16 protein-coding genes and 1 pseudogene are annotated in these 16,848 nt (G+C 55.4%); 9 read left to right on the top strand and 8 right to left on the bottom strand.

The annotated features are described in order from the left end of the window. Positions 1 to 83 precede the first annotated feature (83 nt). The 4 genes from RUE5091_RS15910 (at position 84) to rplT (ending at position 2,851) form a co-directional block, all read left to right on the top strand. Positions 84 to 521 carry a universal stress protein gene (locus tag RUE5091_RS15910; RefSeq protein ID WP_058282927.1) on the top strand — a complete coding sequence of 146 codons (438 nt, stop codon included), beginning with the start codon at positions 84 to 86 and terminating at the stop codon, positions 519 to 521. A gap of 14 nt (positions 522 to 535) precedes the next feature. Continuing rightward, complete coding sequence (locus RUE5091_RS15905) at positions 536 to 2,086, top strand: alanine/glycine:cation symporter family protein (protein ID WP_058282926.1); 1,551 nt, start codon at positions 536 to 538, stop codon at positions 2,084 to 2,086. Between the two features lie 184 nt (positions 2,087 to 2,270). Continuing rightward, complete coding sequence (gene rpmI, locus RUE5091_RS15900; RefSeq protein WP_010443552.1) at positions 2,271 to 2,471, top strand: 50S ribosomal protein L35; 201 nt, start codon at positions 2,271 to 2,273, stop codon at positions 2,469 to 2,471. A 14-nt stretch (positions 2,472 to 2,485) separates the two neighbouring features. Further along, entirely contained in the window at positions 2,486 to 2,851 is a 366-nt protein-coding gene (gene rplT / locus RUE5091_RS15895) for a 50S ribosomal protein L20 (RefSeq protein ID WP_058282925.1), read from the top strand. A 230-nt stretch (positions 2,852 to 3,081) separates the two neighbouring features. On the opposite strand, the gene glyA is transcribed toward rplT, so the two are convergent. After that, positions 3,082 to 4,392 (bottom strand): serine hydroxymethyltransferase, encoded by a 1,311-nt coding sequence (glyA, locus tag RUE5091_RS15890; RefSeq protein ID WP_058282924.1) that lies wholly within the window; start codon positions 4,390 to 4,392, stop codon positions 3,082 to 3,084. 192 nt (positions 4,393 to 4,584) lie between these two features. On the opposite strand from glyA, the pseudogene RUE5091_RS23860 reads away from it, so the two are divergent. After that, positions 4,585 to 4,644: pseudogene (locus RUE5091_RS23860) on the top strand (hypothetical protein); the annotation flags it as partial. A 96-nt stretch (positions 4,645 to 4,740) separates the two neighbouring features. After that, on the top strand, positions 4,741 to 5,382 hold the full coding sequence (locus RUE5091_RS15885) for a LysR substrate-binding domain-containing protein (protein ID WP_370732384.1): 642 nt from the start codon (positions 4,741 to 4,743) through the stop codon (positions 5,380 to 5,382). A 171-nt stretch (positions 5,383 to 5,553) separates the two neighbouring features. On the opposite strand, the gene RUE5091_RS15880 is transcribed toward RUE5091_RS15885, so the two are convergent. The 4 genes from RUE5091_RS15880 to RUE5091_RS15865 form a co-directional block, all read right to left on the bottom strand. Then, a complete protein-coding gene (locus RUE5091_RS15880; protein ID WP_058282922.1) occupies positions 5,554 to 6,564 on the bottom strand; it encodes a DUF2955 domain-containing protein in 1,011 nt (336 codons plus the stop codon). Beyond that, complete coding sequence (locus RUE5091_RS15875; RefSeq protein ID WP_058282921.1) at positions 6,554 to 7,618, bottom strand: HlyD family secretion protein; 1,065 nt, start codon at positions 7,616 to 7,618, stop codon at positions 6,554 to 6,556. The genes RUE5091_RS15880 and RUE5091_RS15875 overlap by 11 nt, the downstream gene beginning before the upstream one ends. Further along, positions 7,615 to 8,694, bottom strand: coding sequence for an AI-2E family transporter (locus RUE5091_RS15870; RefSeq protein WP_058282920.1), 1,080 nt, complete (start codon positions 8,692 to 8,694; stop codon positions 7,615 to 7,617). The genes RUE5091_RS15875 and RUE5091_RS15870 overlap by 4 nt, the downstream gene beginning before the upstream one ends. Before the next feature lie 177 nt (positions 8,695 to 8,871). Next, a complete protein-coding gene (locus RUE5091_RS15865; RefSeq protein ID WP_243470800.1) occupies positions 8,872 to 9,141 on the bottom strand; it encodes a potassium channel family protein in 270 nt (89 codons plus the stop codon). A gap of 742 nt (positions 9,142 to 9,883) precedes the next feature. Between RUE5091_RS15865 and RUE5091_RS15860 the strand changes: the two genes are divergently transcribed. Further along, complete coding sequence (locus RUE5091_RS15860) at positions 9,884 to 10,702, top strand: DUF2189 domain-containing protein (RefSeq protein WP_058282918.1); 819 nt, start codon at positions 9,884 to 9,886, stop codon at positions 10,700 to 10,702. Positions 10,703 to 10,716: 14 nt separating this feature from the next. Here RUE5091_RS15860 and RUE5091_RS15855 read toward each other — a convergent pair whose 3' ends face one another. Further along, positions 10,717 to 11,460, bottom strand: a complete 744-nt coding sequence (locus tag RUE5091_RS15855; protein ID WP_058282917.1) for a sulfite exporter TauE/SafE family protein — start codon at positions 11,458 to 11,460, stop codon at positions 10,717 to 10,719. Between the two features lie 711 nt (positions 11,461 to 12,171). Beyond that, positions 12,172 to 12,846 (bottom strand): phosphoglycolate phosphatase, encoded by a 675-nt coding sequence (gene gph, locus RUE5091_RS15850; protein WP_058283005.1) that lies wholly within the window; start codon positions 12,844 to 12,846, stop codon positions 12,172 to 12,174. 225 nt (positions 12,847 to 13,071) lie between these two features. On the opposite strand from gph, the gene hemP reads away from it, so the two are divergent. Both hemP and RUE5091_RS15845 read left to right on the top strand, forming a co-directional pair. Next, positions 13,072 to 13,239 (top strand): hemin uptake protein HemP, encoded by a 168-nt coding sequence (hemP, locus tag RUE5091_RS22700; protein ID WP_082643681.1) that lies wholly within the window; start codon positions 13,072 to 13,074, stop codon positions 13,237 to 13,239. Further along, positions 13,236 to 13,712 carry a hypothetical protein gene (locus RUE5091_RS15845; protein WP_058282916.1) on the top strand — a complete coding sequence of 159 codons (477 nt, stop codon included), beginning with the start codon at positions 13,236 to 13,238 and terminating at the stop codon, positions 13,710 to 13,712. Before hemP ends, RUE5091_RS15845 begins: the two co-directional genes overlap by 4 nt. A gap of 50 nt (positions 13,713 to 13,762) precedes the next feature. On the opposite strand, the gene RUE5091_RS15840 is transcribed toward RUE5091_RS15845, so the two are convergent. Continuing rightward, a complete protein-coding gene (locus RUE5091_RS15840) occupies positions 13,763 to 16,828 on the bottom strand; it encodes an aminotransferase class III-fold pyridoxal phosphate-dependent enzyme (RefSeq protein ID WP_058282915.1) in 3,066 nt (1,021 codons plus the stop codon). Positions 16,829 to 16,848: the final 20 nt, after the last annotated feature.

Here is a 16,848-nt window from a genome sequence, read left to right as displayed (position 1 = left end):
GCAGCTGCGTCAATGTGTTCCAAGTTTGGCTGTCTTGTCGAGGGCACGGGCCTCGACCCAACGAAAAAAATTGGAGAACCGACATGACAACAAAAATTGTCATAGGACTGGACGGGACAGAGACCGGGGAGCGCGCGATCGCCTTTGCCAAAGATTTGGCAGGGCGCATCGATTCATGCGAATTGCTTGTGGTTTATGTGATCGAATGGTCCCCATTTACTTTTCAGACACCTGAAGAAAATGCCCTGCGCCATAAGCGGCGCGAGGAAGAGGTCGAATTGGCCTCGACACGGATCGTCACCCCTGCGGTGGACGCATTGAACGCGGCCGGTTTCACAGCGCATGGTATTGTGCGCCACGGTGACGTGGCCGAAACGCTGAATGCGATCACGGTCGAAAACGGCGGCACTCAGATCGTCGTCGGGCGCGCTTCGGCGGACGGATTCAAGAAACGAATCTTTGGCAGCTCGACCCAGAATCTGGTCATGCATGCCGATGTGCCGGTCACCGTTGTGAACTGAGGGGAGTGACGAGAATGGATAGGATTAAACAACTGGGCATGGCCACAGCGGCCGCCCTGTTCGCCACGCCCGCACTGGCCCAGGATGCGCCGGGTCTGGACGATAAGATCAACCAGGCATTTGCTGATTTCACCGGGCCGTTCGTTAGCTTTATCTTTGCCCCGTTCCCGGGCACCGGTTTCCCGTGGATCGTGGGATGGCTGGTGGTCGCGGCCACAGTATTCACGCTGTATTTTGCCTTTGTGCAGTTGCGGTTCTTTAGCCACGCGATTAGCCTGGTGAAGGGCGACTATTCCGACCCCAATGACGCGGGTGAGGTCAGCCACTTTCAGGCTCTGGCCACGGCTTTGTCGGGAACGGTCGGTCTTGGCAACATCGCCGGTGTGGCGGTTGCCGTCGGTATCGGCGGACCGGGCGCAACATTTTGGATGATCGTTGCGGGCCTTCTGGGTATGGCATCAAAATTCACTGAATGTACGCTGGGCGTGAAATACCGCAACGAATACGATGACGGCACCGTTTCCGGTGGCCCGATGTACTACATGTCCAAAGGATTCGACGAATTGGGTCTGCCGGGCGGTAAGATATTGGCTATTCTGTTCTCGATCTTCTGTATTCTTGGCGCGCTGGGCGGGGGCAATATGTTCCAAGCCAATCAGGCGCACCAGCAAATTGCGGGCATCACCGGAGATTATCCCGGTTGGATCACAGGTGTGATCTTTGCGATCATCGTCTTCCTCGTGATCGTGGGCGGCCTGAAATCCATTGCGCGCGTGACAGAGAAGGTCGTTCCATTCATGGGTGTCATGTATGTGGCAGCGGCGCTGGTGATCATCATCATGCACGCAGACCAGATTGGTTGGGCCTTTGGCCAGATCTTCGCGGGCGCCTTCACCGGCCTCGGCATCGCAGGCGGTATGGTTGGCGCTCTGATCCAGGGCTTCCGTCGCGCGGCCTTCTCGAACGAGGCGGGCGTTGGTTCTGCGGCGATTGCACACTCGGCGGTACGGACCAAAGAGCCGATCACCGAGGGTTTCGTGTCGCTGCTCGAGCCGTTCATCGATACGGTCGTGATTTGTACAATGACCGCGTTGGTGATCATCATCACGCAGCAGCTGCTGATCGACCCGGAAACTGGCCTTTACATGCTGACCGAAGATGGCTCGGCCATTGCCACCGTCGACGGTAATTCGGGTGTCAGCCTGACGTCCGCGGCCTTTGCAAGTGCCTTTGGTTGGTTCCCATACGTTCTGGCGATTGCGGTGGTTCTGTTTGCCTTCTCGACCATGATCAGCTGGTCCTACTATGGCCTCAAGGCCTGGACCTACCTGTTCGGGGAAGGTCACACCAAAGAACTGATCTTCAAGATCATCTTCTGCGTCTTTGTTGTCATCGGTGCAGCGGCCAACCTTGGCCCGGTTATCGATTTCTCGGATGCGGCGATCTTTGCGATGGCGGTCGTGAACGTCTTTGCGCTCTACTTCCTGATGAAAGTGGTACGCCAAGAGCTGGCCAGCTATGCAGCACGTCTGAAGAGCGGCGAAATCCGCAAATTCGGCCACTAACCCAAACCACCGGGGCGGCAATTGTCGCCCCGGTGCCTGACCACCCTTGCGAAAAGCGCAGATTCTGGTCCAAACCCCCTTGCCAGTATGGAAGAACTTGCGTAAACGGCGCTTCTGATCGCGTGACCGGCCGAGATGGCATGCCGAGTCGCGTCTGAAACCGAACCCGGAAAAGGAGACGGAAATGCCTAAGATGAAGACAAAGTCGAGCGCCAAGAAGCGCTTTAAGGTGACTGCGACCGGTAAGGTCCTTGCTGGCCAGGCCGGCAAACGGCACGGCATGATCAAGCGGACTAAAAAGTTCATCCGCGACGCCCGTGGCAACACCACCCTGTCCGCCCCCGACGCCAAGATCGTCAAGGGCTACATGCCCTACGACCGCTAAGAGGAGATTAAGAGATGTCCCGCGTTAAAGGTGGAACCGTAACTCACGCCCGTCACAAGAAGGTCATCAAGGCTGCCAAAGGTTACTATGGCCGCCGCAAGAGCACCTTCAAGGTTGCCCGTCAGGCCGTCGACAAGGCCAACCAGTATGCAACCCGTGACCGTAAGAACCGCAAGCGCAACTTCCGCGCGCTGTGGATCCAGCGTATCAACGCAGCTGTGCGTTCGCATGACGAAGCATTGACATATTCCCGCTTCATCAACGGCCTGAACCTGGCCGGTATCGAAGTGGACCGCAAAGTTCTGGCCGACCTAGCCGTGCACGAACCGGAAGCGTTCGGCGCGATCGTCGCCAAAGCTCAGGCCGCTCTGGTAGCCTGATCCTCTGAAAAGAGACAGTGAATGAAAGGCCGTCCCGTTTGGGACGGCCTTTTTTGTTTCGAATAGGAAGGTTGGCATTGAGCCTTAGACTGCCGTTAATTCCACTTCAGTCTTTCGCTTCTGCAACAGGTCGCGAACTGCACCTTCGGGACGTTCAGGACCAACTGGCAAAAAGCAATTGAACACAACTAAGCGGCCAACTGGCGCTTTGGCTCAAATGACCGCTCTGTTTACGAATTCACGAAATGCAGCCTGTCGAATTTCGCACGCCATGCTGATACCTCGGGCAGGATGTTATTATTGCCCAAGCCTCGCTTGATCAGATTGGCCAGACGGTCAGCGTCACTTATGGTCATGCCCCAGCGGACCAATTCGGGCGTGCCGATCCGAAGGCCATTCATGTCACCCTCAACCGGGGTAACGGGCAAACCGATGCCACATGCCAGGAACCCGTTTTGACGCAGTTGTTTGGATGCTGCCTGGCCACCGCCATAGGGTGCCGCCAAAACCGCGAACTGGTGCGAATTGGTAAAACCATCCGTGCCGGAAAAGACCGGAACATCCAGCGCGTCCAGTGCATGTGCCAGTGCTTTTGACATGGCGATCATCTCTTTGGCATAGGCACTACCAAAATCTTTCCAGTCCAGCATTGTCACTGCAAGCGCGGCTGTTTTAGCTGCATCGAAATTGGCAGTCATGCCTGGAAAGGCGATTGCATCCAGCGCTTTGGCGATTTCGGCATCATTTGATACGATCAGACCGCCTGCTGGTCCGCCGAGGCTTTTGTAGGTGCTCATGGTCATGAAGTGCGCGCCTTCCTTCAGCGGATTGGACCACGCACGCCCGGCAATGATGCCGCATTGATGGGCCGCATCGAACATGACCTTTGCCCCGACTTCGTCCGCTATGGCACGCACTTCGGCTACGGGGTGTTCAAACAGATTCAGACTGCCACCAATCGTGATAAGCTTGGGTTGCTCGGCCCTTGCCAAATCGCGCAGTTGGTCCAGATCGACGGTATAGCCATCCGCGTTCACCGGGGCCTCGAGGCTGCGCAGCCCGAAAAGCCCAGCGCATCCTGCCAGATGATGGGTCACATGCCCGCCAATCGACGCGGGTGGGGCGATGATCGTGTCGCCAGGCTTGCATGTCGCCATAAAGCCATAGAGGTTGGCAATTGCGCCCGACGGCACCCGCACCTCGGCATATATGGCATCAAACACATCGGCGCAAAGCTCGGCAGCGATGACTTCAATCTCTTCAATCGCCTCAAGGCCCATTTCATATTTGTCGCCAGGATACCCCAGCGACGGGCGCGAACCGATGCCCGAAGACAAAAGCGCCTCGGCCCTGGGGTTCATCACATTTGTTGCAGGGTTCAGGTTAAAACACTCGTCCTCATGAATACGGCGGTTTTCTTCGGCCAGATGCGCAATGCGGGCCAACAGAGCATCCGACGAAGCCGATGCAGCCTTTGCCGCGATGTCCTGAATCAGGGTTTCGCTGGTGGCGGGCACCCAATCTCTGTGTGCTAGTGTCATCTGACATCCTCCTGTTTTTTTTATTTTGACGGCTGTTGCGTGACATCGCAAAGCAGAATTGTTATTTCTTGGCGTAGAAAAACTAAGGCTAATGTCATGAGTGTCGCCCCCAAGCGCCCTAAAGGTCCCCCCTTGAACGCTATGCGTGCGTTTGAAGCCGCTGCCCGACACGTCAGCTTTGTGGTGGCCGCAGAAGAGTTGAACGTCACGCCGGGCGCGATCTCTCAGCATATCAAGGCACTGGAAGGATGGGCTGGTACGCCGCTTTTTCGCCGTAACGCACAGGGGGTTGAGCTGACCTCCGAAGGGCAGTCGCTGGTCGCCGGTTTCACGGCAGCCTTTGATGAATTGGCCGACGCCGCCCGCGCGCTGCGCAACCTCAAACCCAAGGCTGATTTTCACATCGCAGCGTTGCCTTCGGTCGCCCAGCTCTGGCTACCCAAACGGCTGCGCAGGATCAGGGCAAAGCTTCCGGACATCACTTTTTCGGTCACGGCGATGGAAACCCCGCCAAGCCTATCGCGAGAGTTGTTTGATCTTTCGATTTTCTTTGCCGAGCCGAACAGGTCGCCAAATCAGATTTCCGTTTGCGAGGATGTCATCGTACCGGTCTGTGCGCCAACGCTTTTGGATCGTGTACAGAACGCGCAAGGTTTTCAGGGTATTCCGTTGCTGCATGATCAAGTCTGGAAAGACGATTGGTCAATGTGGTCCAGCAACACCGGAAATCACTTGGTTGATGAGAAAAGTGGCCCTCAGTTTTCGCTGTACAGTCTTGCGGTCGAAGAAGCCAAGGCTGGGGCAGGGGTTCTGATGGGGCACTTGACTCTGATAGAAGAGGCTCTGACATCCGGAACGTTGGAGATGGCAAACGCACACTCCTGCCCAACAGGTCTTTCTCTCGTGGTTGAGGTCCCGCAGCAATCACGCCGAAGACTGGAAACGAATGATGTCATCGCTTTGTTGTTAAGGGTAGATCATAGCCAGTAAATGACGAGAGCCGTGATCTCTGAGCTGCCAGTCGACGCTTTGCAAGCTATTGAGTAATGACTGCGCGCTGATGTCGTCGTTGACTTTCACCGCGGTGGCAAAGCAGCCGAAGGAGGATGTCCAGCCTGTGCAAACACCGGTTTTCAGGCACGTCCAGCTTTGCGCAAAAGCTCATTGAGCCAAGTGTTGTTTTCTTTCGGGCCAGAACTCGTCAACAATGATATACGCGGCAATCACGAAAAAGGCGGCACTAGCGACTTGTATTACGCGCGTGATGCTTTTGACGTCAGCATCGTCCGAAAACGGGGCAATCGATCCGCCATAAACGATCAACACCGTCGTCAATGCCGAACCGGCAGCAGCGGCGAGCGGGACCTTGGATTTGCCAAGCGCGCCGAGTGCCAAGCAAAAGAATAAACACAACAAAATGGGTGTTAGGATTACTGGCGCAATGACGTTTACCTCATAGCAGATGATTGACACCGCCGCCCCGAGCAGGTTGGCCGTCAGCATAGCTTTGGCAACCGCTTTGCCCATTGACGGCATGGCGGCAAGTTGTTGGCTTAGAAGCGCGACAAAGAACAGAACCAACAAGGCTGATGCGCCGGACACGAAAAACGCCATAGCAAATGGAACTGTGACAAGCGACATTCGGACGATCCGCCGATGGGGGTCAAAATCCTGCGACGCCGCGGCTTTTTTCTGAGCGGCTGATTGGGGTTCGGCTGGTATCAACACAAACATCAGCGTCGATACGAAACCTGCAAATAGCAGGTTCATCGGTATCCAAAACACAAGCACCAATGCCAGATCCTGCGATTGAAGAACAAGATTGGGAATCATCAATGCACCCATGAGGGCTATGACACCGGGCAAAACACCGGCACCGGATACTGACCACATGAAAGATAGTATTATCCCGATGGCCACTAGAATGAGGAATACAACTGGATAAGGTGCAAAGACCGACGAAAGCAGGAACGAAACAAACATCAACCCGATCGAGAAGACAAACAATTTGGCAAATGCGGCCAATGGCAATGCGGCGGGCGCCTGAAGGAACAAGGCCGTGAAAACTGCCCCTATGACGGCAAGTGGCCATCCCAGAAACAGTCCCAAGGCGAATACGCAGGTTACACCCAGCGCAAGCCGAACAACAGATTTTTGTTCCTCAGTACGCATAAGACAGGATTGAAACCAAACGGATATAGGCTCGACCGACCATGTTCAGCAGGGAATTGTCGCTGAGGTACATAATGACGTCTGCCTGACCATTAAGCTGAAAACGCAGATCATCTTCGGCATTTCCGGCTTCGTACCCCGGTAACACGATACGAACTGGAAACCTTTCAGGTTCGCGTAAAAAACCTTTCGTGCTTGGGGGGCTCGCCAATTGACCTGGCTCATCCCCGCCACTTAGCGAAACGGCTGAACTAAAACTTTCGATAACGCCCGGAACAATTTGACCGGGATGCATATCCAGTACGACATCAACAGGAGACCCGACCGAGGCCCGACCGAGGTTGTTTTCGGTAAAGTAAGCTTCGACCCAGACGTCCGTTGCATCCAAAAACGTCAACAAATCCTGACCGGACCGCGCATAAGTTCCGGGGGCGATCAGCAAATTGGATATGACACCTGTCGCCGGCGCACGCAGCTCAGTCCATTCAAGGTTAAGTTCTGCATCCGCCAAAGCGGCTAACGCGCGCTGGATTTTCGGGTTTTCGATTCCGTCGTCACCCAACCTTTGTTTCGCTTTTTCCAAGTCCGCTTTGGCATTCTCATAGTTCGCCTCAGACTCCGCCAGTTGCCCGCGCGCGTCATCGGCTTTTGAGACGGCGATCAATCCTTTTTTTTCGAGTGCAAAAACTCGCTCGGTTTGAATGCGCATTGTGTCGAGATCACTCTGCGCCCTTGCCAGTTTGGCCTGAGCCGCGCTCACTTCTGCCGACGATGCGCCCACCTCTTGCGTGGCTGTCTCCAGATCTGCTTCTGCTTTTGAGCGCTGAATTTCGTAGGGTCTGGAATCGATCCGCACCAGAATATCGCCCGCCGAGACGACCTGACCGTTTTCGACAAGAACCTCGGTCACGGTGCCTGTGACCTGAGGAACGATCTGGGTGGCTATCGCTTTGACTCTGGCGTTCCCGGTAAAGGGTGTTTTTCGGTCGGCGACCAGATACCAAACAAGAAAGATCAGGATGACAGCCAGCGTGGTCCAAATAGTCTTTCTCATTTTGCCGCTCCCTCGGCAGTGCTTTCAGCTTCTGTGGGCGTGTCGATCCAGACTTTGAACAATTCATAGAAGACGGCGAACAGAACCGGCCCCATGAAAACGCCGATCAAACCGTACGCCATCATACCTCCGAGAACACCGATGAGGATGACCAACATGGGTGTCTCAAGGCCTTTTGAAATGAACACGGGCCTTAGGAAACTGTCCATTATCATGACGGGAACGGCCAATACGGTGAAGATCAAAGCAGTTCCGCCGGACATGGAACTCCATGCGTAGATAATTACCGGTATTAGAACCAATCCGGGCCCGATTTGGATAATCGAGAGTATCAGGCAGATAAATGCCAGAGTGGCGGCCGAAGAAATCCCGAACAAAGCCAAGAGTATCCAAACGAAGACCGCCTGAATGGCTGCTACGCCGATCACGCCTTTTGTCACGTTCCGGATCGTCGCGCCTGCCAGTGTTACGAATTCGCCGCCGCGCGGCGCAAAGACACGATTGGCAAAGCGTTGAAGACCCTGAACCAGGTTTGGTCCTGGGCTGAACAAGGCCCCCATAATCACCACGGACAGGGCAAGACCCAAAAGCCCGATACCGATCCCCAAAACCTTACCGAACAGCGATTTGGTGATCTCAAGGATTTGCGCCCCGTACTTCGCAAGCGCGCCATCCAGATTCCGTTCAAACATTCCCCAGACGTCGGCAATTTTGTTCCCTACCAACGGCAATTCCTTGAGGCCCTCGGGCGCAGGTGGGATTTTCAACTCTCCACTGTCGGCCTGTTCCGCAAAATCAGACCCAAGTTCTGCTGCACCGGATACGGCTGTTGCGACCGGCCCCAAGGTCAGAACAAGACCCAGTAATACCAAGATCGTTGTAGCCAGCTTCTTACGTCCGCCCAACTTGGACTGCAGCCAATCGAAAGCCGGATAAAGAGCGACGCAAAGTATCGTGGCCCAGATGACCACGCTTGCCAGCGGAGCTACCATAACCAACGCGCTGTAGAGGAATATCCCGAGAAAGAGCAATCGTATCGCGAGGTCGACAATCTTGGCGTCCTGAGTCTTTTCCATTCCATCCCTCCACTATCTGTTTTCTGAATGTTACACTCAAAAAACGTAATATGTATATTTTTTAGCTTCGGGCGGTCAGTTAGCCTTTTGAAGACACGTGTGAATTCGGGTTGAGGTGCTGAGGCACTCGGAAGAAATACCGCCTTTTCTGGAGCTCGTTTTGCAGTTTCACGAGGTCTATTTGTCAGTTTCTTTGTCGTCCTGAGACAGGATTGTGTCCGCAACTGTAGTCGCCGCAGTCACAAAAACACCGAGGCCCACAATGATATACACCATTGTGAATATCTTCCCTGCTGCTGTCTCAGGAGAGAAGTCGCCGAACCCCACCGTCGAAATCGTTACGACAGAAAAATAGATGGAATCGAGCCAACTCCACCCTTCGACAAAGTGATAAAAAACTGACGCCCACAAGATCATTCCAATCGTGAAAGCAAGAATGCCTTTCACCCTGCCATCCTTTAAAGCGACGCCTATCCCTCGGGTTATTCTGGCTAGTGAGTTCATAACGTCACCATACCAATGAAAATTCATATTCAAATGATTTAATGAGTTAACTTGATTTTTCCCGTGCCAAGTTGACGATTTGAGAGGTGAAAAGGTGGTCGTTTTCCCCGTCAGAGTTCGCTCTAGGCAAACTGAAGCAACGGCGTATCTGTTTCGCACGTCGCGACCTAATCCGTCCGAAGGCGGAGCCGCGCACGATAGGTTTTCCTGACTTCACCAAAACAGGAAGGCAATCGGTTCACCGTCGATGGCGCAACCACAGATGGACGAAAAGACTATGCGTCGCTTTACAAAATTTGTAGGCGGCGCATAAAGCGGCTATTCGCGATCTTCTTGATTTCACTATCGAAAATTAGCATTGTTTTACAGGTAAATTGCAACTGGCATGTGTTCTTGGTGATCTACTGCACAGCGAGCCTGTGTCATAAAAGCCGTGCATTTTCGTGAGCGCCTCAACCAACATCACATCTGAAAAACGGCGAGGCTTTTACTCTTGGGGCAAAAAGAACGTCCTCGCGATCAGTCTCCGGAGAATTTATCGCCTGCTCGGGACAGTGTGGCATACCTCCACCTTGCCGATCCATCGCACCTGATGCAGTCTTGTAAACACAGGATAGGTGTCCGTTTCACCGCTGGATCTGTTTGCAAATGGATCCGCACGGGACAATGCTTTGGGAGGAGTGTCATGGCGTCCGAGACCGCAGGTCCCACACCACCGGGCAATCTGACGCCGCAGCAATCGGGTATGCCCCAGGTCAATAGAATTTCTGCAGAGGATATTTCCGCTTCGCTGAAAGCCGGGTTTTCTGACTTTCTGGCCCGCCCTTTCCTGAGCGGCTTTTTCGGCTTGTTCTATGCGGTATTCGGAATTCTGCTGGTTTGGAGCCTAGTCTGGCTGGGCAAGATTTGGATGATCATTCCCGCCATTGTTGGCTTTCCGCTGGTCGCGCCTTTCGCCGCCGCCGGGCTTTATGAAATGTCCCGCCGGTTGCAAAAGGGAGAGAGTTTTGGCTGGTCAGAAATCCTTGTTGTTATGGCCAATCAACGCAAGCGCGAAATGGGATGGATGGCCTTTGTCACTTTGTTCATATTCTGGGTATGGATTTACCAGATCCGACTTTGGCTGGCGATCATCCTGCAAAATGCGTCGTTCTCGGATTTTGGTGGGTTTTTGCAAATCGTATTCTTCACGCCGCAGGGCTGGACTTTTCTCGCTGTTGGAACCTGCGTCGGCGCGTTCCTGTCGGCCGTATTGTTTTCGGTGACCGTCATTGCGATGCCTATGCTGCTTGATCGGGAAACCAACTTTGTGTCCGCAATGCTTACCTCCCTGCGCGTCGTGTCGGAGAGCCCAGTGGTCATGCTATGCTGGGCGGCGATCATCTCGGTCACTATGCTGTTGTCGCTGGTTCCGGCATTTCTGGGCCTGATCTTCACGCTGCCGATCCTTGGGCACACCACATGGCATCTGTATCAGCGGGCCGTGCCCCCGGCCGAGGCGTAATCTGCCACCCCTTGTCAGCGCCGAGCGAAAAATACCGCAGTCATGCCAAAGCCCACGGCAATCACGATAAAACGAATAGCAGAAACCGGCAATCGGCGGGCGACGCGTGCGCCTACATATCCCCCGATTGTCGCGGCAATCATCATGATGACGGCTTCGCGATAATAGACGATACCGGCCAGAACAAACGTGGCAACAGAGGCACCAGACAGGATAAAGGACGCGATATTCTTCAGCCCGTTCATCAAGTTAATGTCGCGAAACCCCAGCCCTGAGAACAGCGCCAAAAGGACAATCCCAAGCCCACCGTTGAAATAGCCACCATAGGTCGTGACAGCCAATGTCGTCAGGGTCCGGCGGATGGGGCTGGCAGCCTTACTGCTTTGCGTCAGTTCGCGAATTTTCTTGTCGAACAGGAACAGCAATGTTGCGAACAACAGTAGCCATGGAACGATGAAGCCGAAGGCCTCGGATGGCGTAACGAGCAGCAATAATGCACCGGCAACGCCGCCCACGATTGAAAGACCCAGCAGAGAAATCAGGGCGCGCCGGTCATAAGTTCGCAATTCCGGCAGAAACCCTGCCGCGCCACTGAGATAGCCTGGGAAAACGGCAACCGCGCTGGTTGCATTTGCGGGGATGGGCGGGACTCCCACCAAAACTAACGCAGGAAAGGTGAGAAAGCTGCCCCCGCCTGCGATGGCGTTTAGGACACCGGCTAGAAACGCGGCGGATGCAATGATTACATCTTCAAACATATGCGGTGCCCCTGATCGGCACGGCCGCCGGATTTAATGTATTGTCAAACTTGTCCGCAGCTTTCATTTGCTGGGTGTCAGCCTCGGTCAATACCAGACTGGTCGTCAAAACCGCAGACGTCTGTGACAAGTTCCTCGACGTCCGCTGCCGCAATGCTTGTGTCATTCACGTGATTACCTCTTTGCGACGTGGGATTAACTCAGCGGCGCAGCCGATACAAGAAACGCAATTGCGAATGGGATTGATGGGTTGAGTCCGTAAACAGGACAGACCCATCCTGTTTGCCGATCCATCATATTCCTGGAACGCCTTAGGCAGGTTTGGACTTAGGGGTATCGCTTGCCCAACCGTTTTTGGCGTCTGGCAAGCGCCGAAACGCAAGTGGAGTTATGCTCTGGATTGCAGCCAAAATTCACTTGTTCGCACGAGTTTGTCGCGGACGGGTTTGGGCAGTTTTTGTAGTTGCAGTGAAAAGTCTCCGAATACCCAAAAAATTGTGAAAAAATTAACTGTGATTTCAATGCTGTCCGGGGGGCTACGGGAAACCCCCTATATCGAAGCTCAGGTCGATTCGTTAACTGTTCTATATCGAACGGGTCATTTCGGACGATACCACTTTTCCCCTATGAGGGGCTGGCTACTTACCCCCTCGGCCGGCCCCTCAGTTACCGGCCGTGACCCGTTTCGATCCTCCTTCCGGACACCTCTTATTAGGCGTTTTGATCCAACGATTGCAGTACTTTCATGACCAGATCGGGCAATTCGGACGATTGGCTATAGCTGGCCGTGTGAGGAATATCGGCGACTGGTGATTTCCGGTATCCTTCGGTGAACAATAGAAACGGCACCTGCGCGCGGTGGGCGGTTTCTGCATCAACTTCACTGTCTCCGACAAACAGCTGCGGACCGGCCGGAGTAACGGCGGCAAAGCTTGCCTCAAGATGGGCAGGATCTGGTTTGCGGGTGTTCAAACTGTCACCGCCGAGGATTGCGTCGAAATAAGGTGCAAGCCCCATCGCCTCGAGCACGTGGCGTGCCGGAGCTTCGGGTTTATTGGTGCAGACCCCCAGAACGCAGCCCGTGTCACGCAAGTGTTCCAGCGCCTGCAACACACCAGGATAGACCACGGTTCTATCGCTGGAGGCGGCATTGTAATGTGCAAGCGTCAGTTGGCACAGGTCAGCGTGCTGGCCCATCGACAGGTCGCAATGGTATATCACGCGTTCGACCAGTTTGGGCAGGCCGTTTCCCACAAACTGTTTGATCTGGTCCATCGACAGTGGCCGGACACCAGTATCACGCAACATATTGTTCGTGGCTGCGGCAAGATCAGGAAGGCTGTCCACCAGCGTTCCATCCAGATCAAACATGATAGTAGCGGTCACCGGTTGCCCCTTTGCTTTGGTATCGTGCAAGAGTCGTAGCCTGCCTGATTTTTTGGCGCAATCGCGTAGGTTTAGAGAATTTACCAGATCGGGTGTTGACATACCTGACTAAAATAATCAGATTACTGATCAAGACCAAAGCCAACCCTGTCAGGGTCAGCCAGATCAAGTGAAACGCGAACAAATGAAGGCATTTCGCCCGAGCCCCCTTCTGGAGTTGTCCTGATGAATATGCAGACCCCGAATCCCAGCCAATCCTATGCTGTATCCATGCTGCCATCCCATAAGGCCGAAGAACTGACCAAGGGTGGCAACCTGGCCCATATTGAATTGGGCGACCAACTATACACGCTGCGCATTACGCGCGCTGGTAAGTTGATCCTGACGAAATGAGCACGCGTTCTTCTCGGGGTGGGGCGGCTGTTGGACGTCTGACTGACCTTGGCCCAATCGAAGCCGGAGCCGTGATGTATCTGCGGCTGTGGGGAGACGGGGTCCAAGGCCGTGCAGACGCCGCCAGTGATTTCGAAATTGCATTGGGCGCAGAATGTGGACGCGCTGCGATGATGTCGCTGGATCGTCTGTGTTCACTATGCGCCCATCACGGGCGCCGCCCGCTGATCCGTCACGGTTTGGAGTGTTCCTGTCTGGGGGCTGACGAGAATTGCTTTGCGCAGATGATCGCGGCGGCCTCGGAAGGGTCACGCGAAGACGCAATGATGATGGCGTCCCTGATCGTAAGGCCGGATTTTGCCCCCGCGCTGGCTTCACTATCCGAAGAACTTGGGCTGGCGTTGCGTCGCATGACCGCGCCGGTTCCGCTGCCCACAACCGGGCACCAACCCCCCGCAGCCCTGCTGCACTAAGCAGCAGCGTGGCGCAGAACCCCGGCCCTCCCTAGGCCGGGGTTTATTTTTTAGCAGCACCCGCACCCAACATGGTGATGCTCGTGATCGCAGGCTGGGGCAGGGTTGAATTCACCTACCTCGGTCAAAACGTCCCGCAAAGCCCAGAGGATCATGTCGACGTCCTCGGCCTCGATCGTCAACGGTGGGCGGATTTTCAGGATGTTGTCCTTGGGCCCTTCGCTGCCGATTAGAATGCGATGATCGCGCATCCGATTCTTGACGTATTTGCAGATATCGGTGCCCTCTGATCCGTCCGGGTTCACTAGTTCAACCCCCAGGAACAAGCCCATTCCGCGCACGTCGCCAACGCTTCCGAATTCGGCTTCGATCTGGCGCAGGCCATCCATCAGACGCGCGCCCATTTCGCGGGCGTTGTCTTGCAGGCCCTCATCATCAACGATGTCCAGCACCTCTTTGCCGATCCGGCAGGACAGGGTCGAGCCACCAAAGGTCGAAAAGAACTCGATCCCGTTGTCAAAGCTCTGGGCGATTTCCTTGGTCGTGACCAGCACACCCAGCGGATGGCCGTTGCCGATGGGTTTGCCCATGACGACAATGTCCGGAAGCGCGCCCTGATGTTCAAAGCCGAAATAGAAGTCGCCCAGTCGCCCAAGTCCTGTTTGAACCTCATCCGCAATGCAAACGCCGCCAGCGGCGCGGATTTTCTCATAAACCGCTGGCAGATAACCTTTGGGCGGAATGATCTGCCCACCGACCGAGGGGAAAGTCTCAGCAATGAAACCTGCCACACCTTGACCCTTGTCCTGCAGAGCCGCAATCGCCGGATCAACCAAATCCGCGTATTTCTGGGCTCGGTCTGGATCGTTGCGTTTGAACGACCCGCGATAGTCATCTGCAACCTCGACCAGTTCGACCCATTCGGCCTGACCAACGCCACCGGGCTTGTTGAACTTGTAGGCCGAGATCGCAACAGCTGCGTTGGTGTTGCCGTGATAGCCATGATCCGGAGTAACGATACCCTTTGCCCCGGTATGCGCACGTGCCAGCCGCAGGGCCAGCTCGTTCGCTTCGGTGCCAGAGTTCACGAAGAAACAGACCTCGAACTGATCGGGCAGTTTTGAAAGGATCTTGTCGGCAAAGGCCGTCTGGGCAGGATGCAGATAGCGGGTGTTTGAATTCATCCGCTTCAGCTGATCCGATGCCACCACCTGAATCCGCGGATGCGCGTGGCCCACATGGGGGACATTGTTATAGGCGTCCAGATAGGGCCGCCCCCATTCGTCGAACAGGTGATGCCTCCACCCGCGCACCAGCATGACCGGATCATCATAGGTCAGGCTGAGGTTGCCGCCAAAGTGGTCGTGCCGCCCCTGCAGGATCACCTGTTTGTCGGTGGGGCGATAGAACACTTTCTCATCCGCCAAGTTCAGTAACGCCGCAGGGTTGGGGCAGACAGCGTGCCAAAGCTCCATCTCATCTGGATCACCGACACCGGGCCAGTCGGTTTGCATCCCGTCCGTGGTCAGGGCCAGTTGGAAATGCACATGCGGGGCCCAACCGCCATTCTGGCTGGCGTCCCCCAACCGAGCGAAAGCCGCGCCCTGTGCCACCGGATCACCGGGTTTCAGCCGGGCGGAAACTTCGGGGTCCAAATGGCCATAGAGGGTATAAAACGGATCGCCTTCGGGCGTTTCATGATGCAGGATTACTACGCCGCCATAGTCCAGATGGGCGTCGCGGTTCTCAACTGCTTCGACCCGACCGCTCATCGGCGCATGCAGTACAGTGCCCGCCGGTGCAAACACGTCCACCGCCAGATGTACCGTGCGCCGATCCGAAGCCTTCCATGGCCCCTTGCGGAACCCGGGCTCGGCATAGATCAGGCGGGGTTCGTTGTAATAACCCAACCAAAGGCCCTCGCCGAATTCCTCACCTACCCGCGCCGCCTCTTCCAGTGGCATGTGAAACGGGTTCTGTGGCCATGTCGAGTTTTCGACGGACAGCGATCCCATAGGCACGTCACTTAGGTCCTCTTCGAACATTTGCGCGAACTGCCCGCGATGTTCGGACAGATAGGCGTGAATGCGTTCAGCCCCGTCGGTGACGGGCAAACCGCAAGCCGTTCGCAGACGGGCCGACATCAGGTCGCCATTCACACCTGCATTCTCAAGGAACCGCCAGGCGGGTGCCTGACTGATGGTCACATACGGATCGTCGGGGTTCTCAGCTGCCATTAGGGTCGAGTTCACAACGGAGACCGCCAGTCGCATCTGCAACAAGGGCCAGATCAAGTCAATTTCATCGGGGCGCAACCGATTGGCCGCATGGTAGCCCTGCACAAGGGCAGTAAGTGCGCGTTCCGACGTAGGGTGATCCAGAACGATATAAGCCCCCGCGATTGCCAGATCACAGACACGCGGCGCGGCGCACATATCGCCCAGGTCAATTAGGCCCGAGATGCTCTGACGCTGACCCAGCTCACCCTCTACCAGGATGTTATAGTCGTTGGCGTCATTATGAATGGCTTGTTTAGGCAGTCCCGCCAACGGACCCGAAATGGCCGCGAACTTGTCACAAATGACGGACAGCACAGCCCGGCGAGTGGGATCGGCGATTGCATCCAGCCGGTCGGCGATCCAACCGGCCTGCGTCAGGTCCCATTTGAAATCCGCGCGATGCAGCCCGTCATGGGCAAAGCGCTCCAACGCCTTGTCGGTCGCGCCCAGAACACGACCTAATTTTAAAATCAACGCCTCGGACTTACGCGCGGCCTTGGCGTAACATTGCCCCGGCAGGCATTCGAGCAACCAGACCAGCCGCAACTGCCCCTGCTGATCGGCAATTTCCGGCAGCTGCGCTCCGTTCAGGTCCGGATAGACCTGAGGGAAGGGCAGCCCCGGTGCCTCAGCCGCGATATGGCCCAGTGCTTTGACCTGCAGATCAACAAACTCGGCCTCGCACCCGGGGCGCATGACTTTCAGAACATAATCCTGACCATTGGTGGCTCGAACCATAAAGTTCAGATCATATTCGCCATCCAGCCGCTCTAGCTTGGCGTCCAGCCCCCAATGGGCGCGCAGGGCATCCGCCCAGAATTCCGTCAAGTCGCTCATACGCTTCCCTATCCAATTTT

This window comes from Ruegeria denitrificans, from assembly GCF_001458295.1.
GTDB classification, from domain to species: Bacteria; Pseudomonadota; Alphaproteobacteria; order Rhodobacterales; family Rhodobacteraceae; genus Ruegeria; species Ruegeria denitrificans.
Note: the sequence above shows the minus strand (reverse complement) of the source record. Positions and strands in the feature narration are given on the sequence as shown.

Excerpts from the sequence above, each read along its gene's own strand:
- RUE5091_RS15845 (WP_058282916.1), top strand. The coding sequence starts at position 13,236 with ATGAGCACGCGTTCTTCTCGGGGTGGGGCGGCTGTTGGACGTCTGACT.
- RUE5091_RS15870 (WP_058282920.1), bottom strand. The coding sequence starts at position 8,694 with ATGGAAAAGACTCAGGACGCCAAGATTGTCGACCTCGCGATACGATTG.
- RUE5091_RS15855 (WP_058282917.1), bottom strand. The coding sequence starts at position 11,460 with ATGTTTGAAGATGTAATCATTGCATCCGCCGCGTTTCTAGCCGGTGTC.
- RUE5091_RS15860 (WP_058282918.1), top strand. The coding sequence starts at position 9,884 with ATGGCGTCCGAGACCGCAGGTCCCACACCACCGGGCAATCTGACGCCG.
- RUE5091_RS15880 (WP_058282922.1), bottom strand. The coding sequence starts at position 6,564 with ATGCGTACTGAGGAACAAAAATCTGTTGTTCGGCTTGCGCTGGGTGTA.
- RUE5091_RS15910 (WP_058282927.1), top strand. The coding sequence starts at position 84 with ATGACAACAAAAATTGTCATAGGACTGGACGGGACAGAGACCGGGGAG.
- glyA (WP_058282924.1), bottom strand. The coding sequence starts at position 4,392 with ATGACACTAGCACACAGAGATTGGGTGCCCGCCACCAGCGAAACCCTG.
- RUE5091_RS15875 (WP_058282921.1), bottom strand. The coding sequence starts at position 7,618 with ATGAGAAAGACTATTTGGACCACGCTGGCTGTCATCCTGATCTTTCTT.
- rplT (WP_058282925.1), top strand. The coding sequence starts at position 2,486 with ATGTCCCGCGTTAAAGGTGGAACCGTAACTCACGCCCGTCACAAGAAG.
- hemP (WP_082643681.1), top strand. The coding sequence starts at position 13,072 with ATGAATATGCAGACCCCGAATCCCAGCCAATCCTATGCTGTATCCATG.
- RUE5091_RS15905 (WP_058282926.1), top strand. The coding sequence starts at position 536 with ATGGATAGGATTAAACAACTGGGCATGGCCACAGCGGCCGCCCTGTTC.
- RUE5091_RS15840 (WP_058282915.1), bottom strand. The coding sequence starts at position 16,828 with ATGAGCGACTTGACGGAATTCTGGGCGGATGCCCTGCGCGCCCATTGG.
- rpmI (WP_010443552.1), top strand. The coding sequence starts at position 2,271 with ATGCCTAAGATGAAGACAAAGTCGAGCGCCAAGAAGCGCTTTAAGGTG.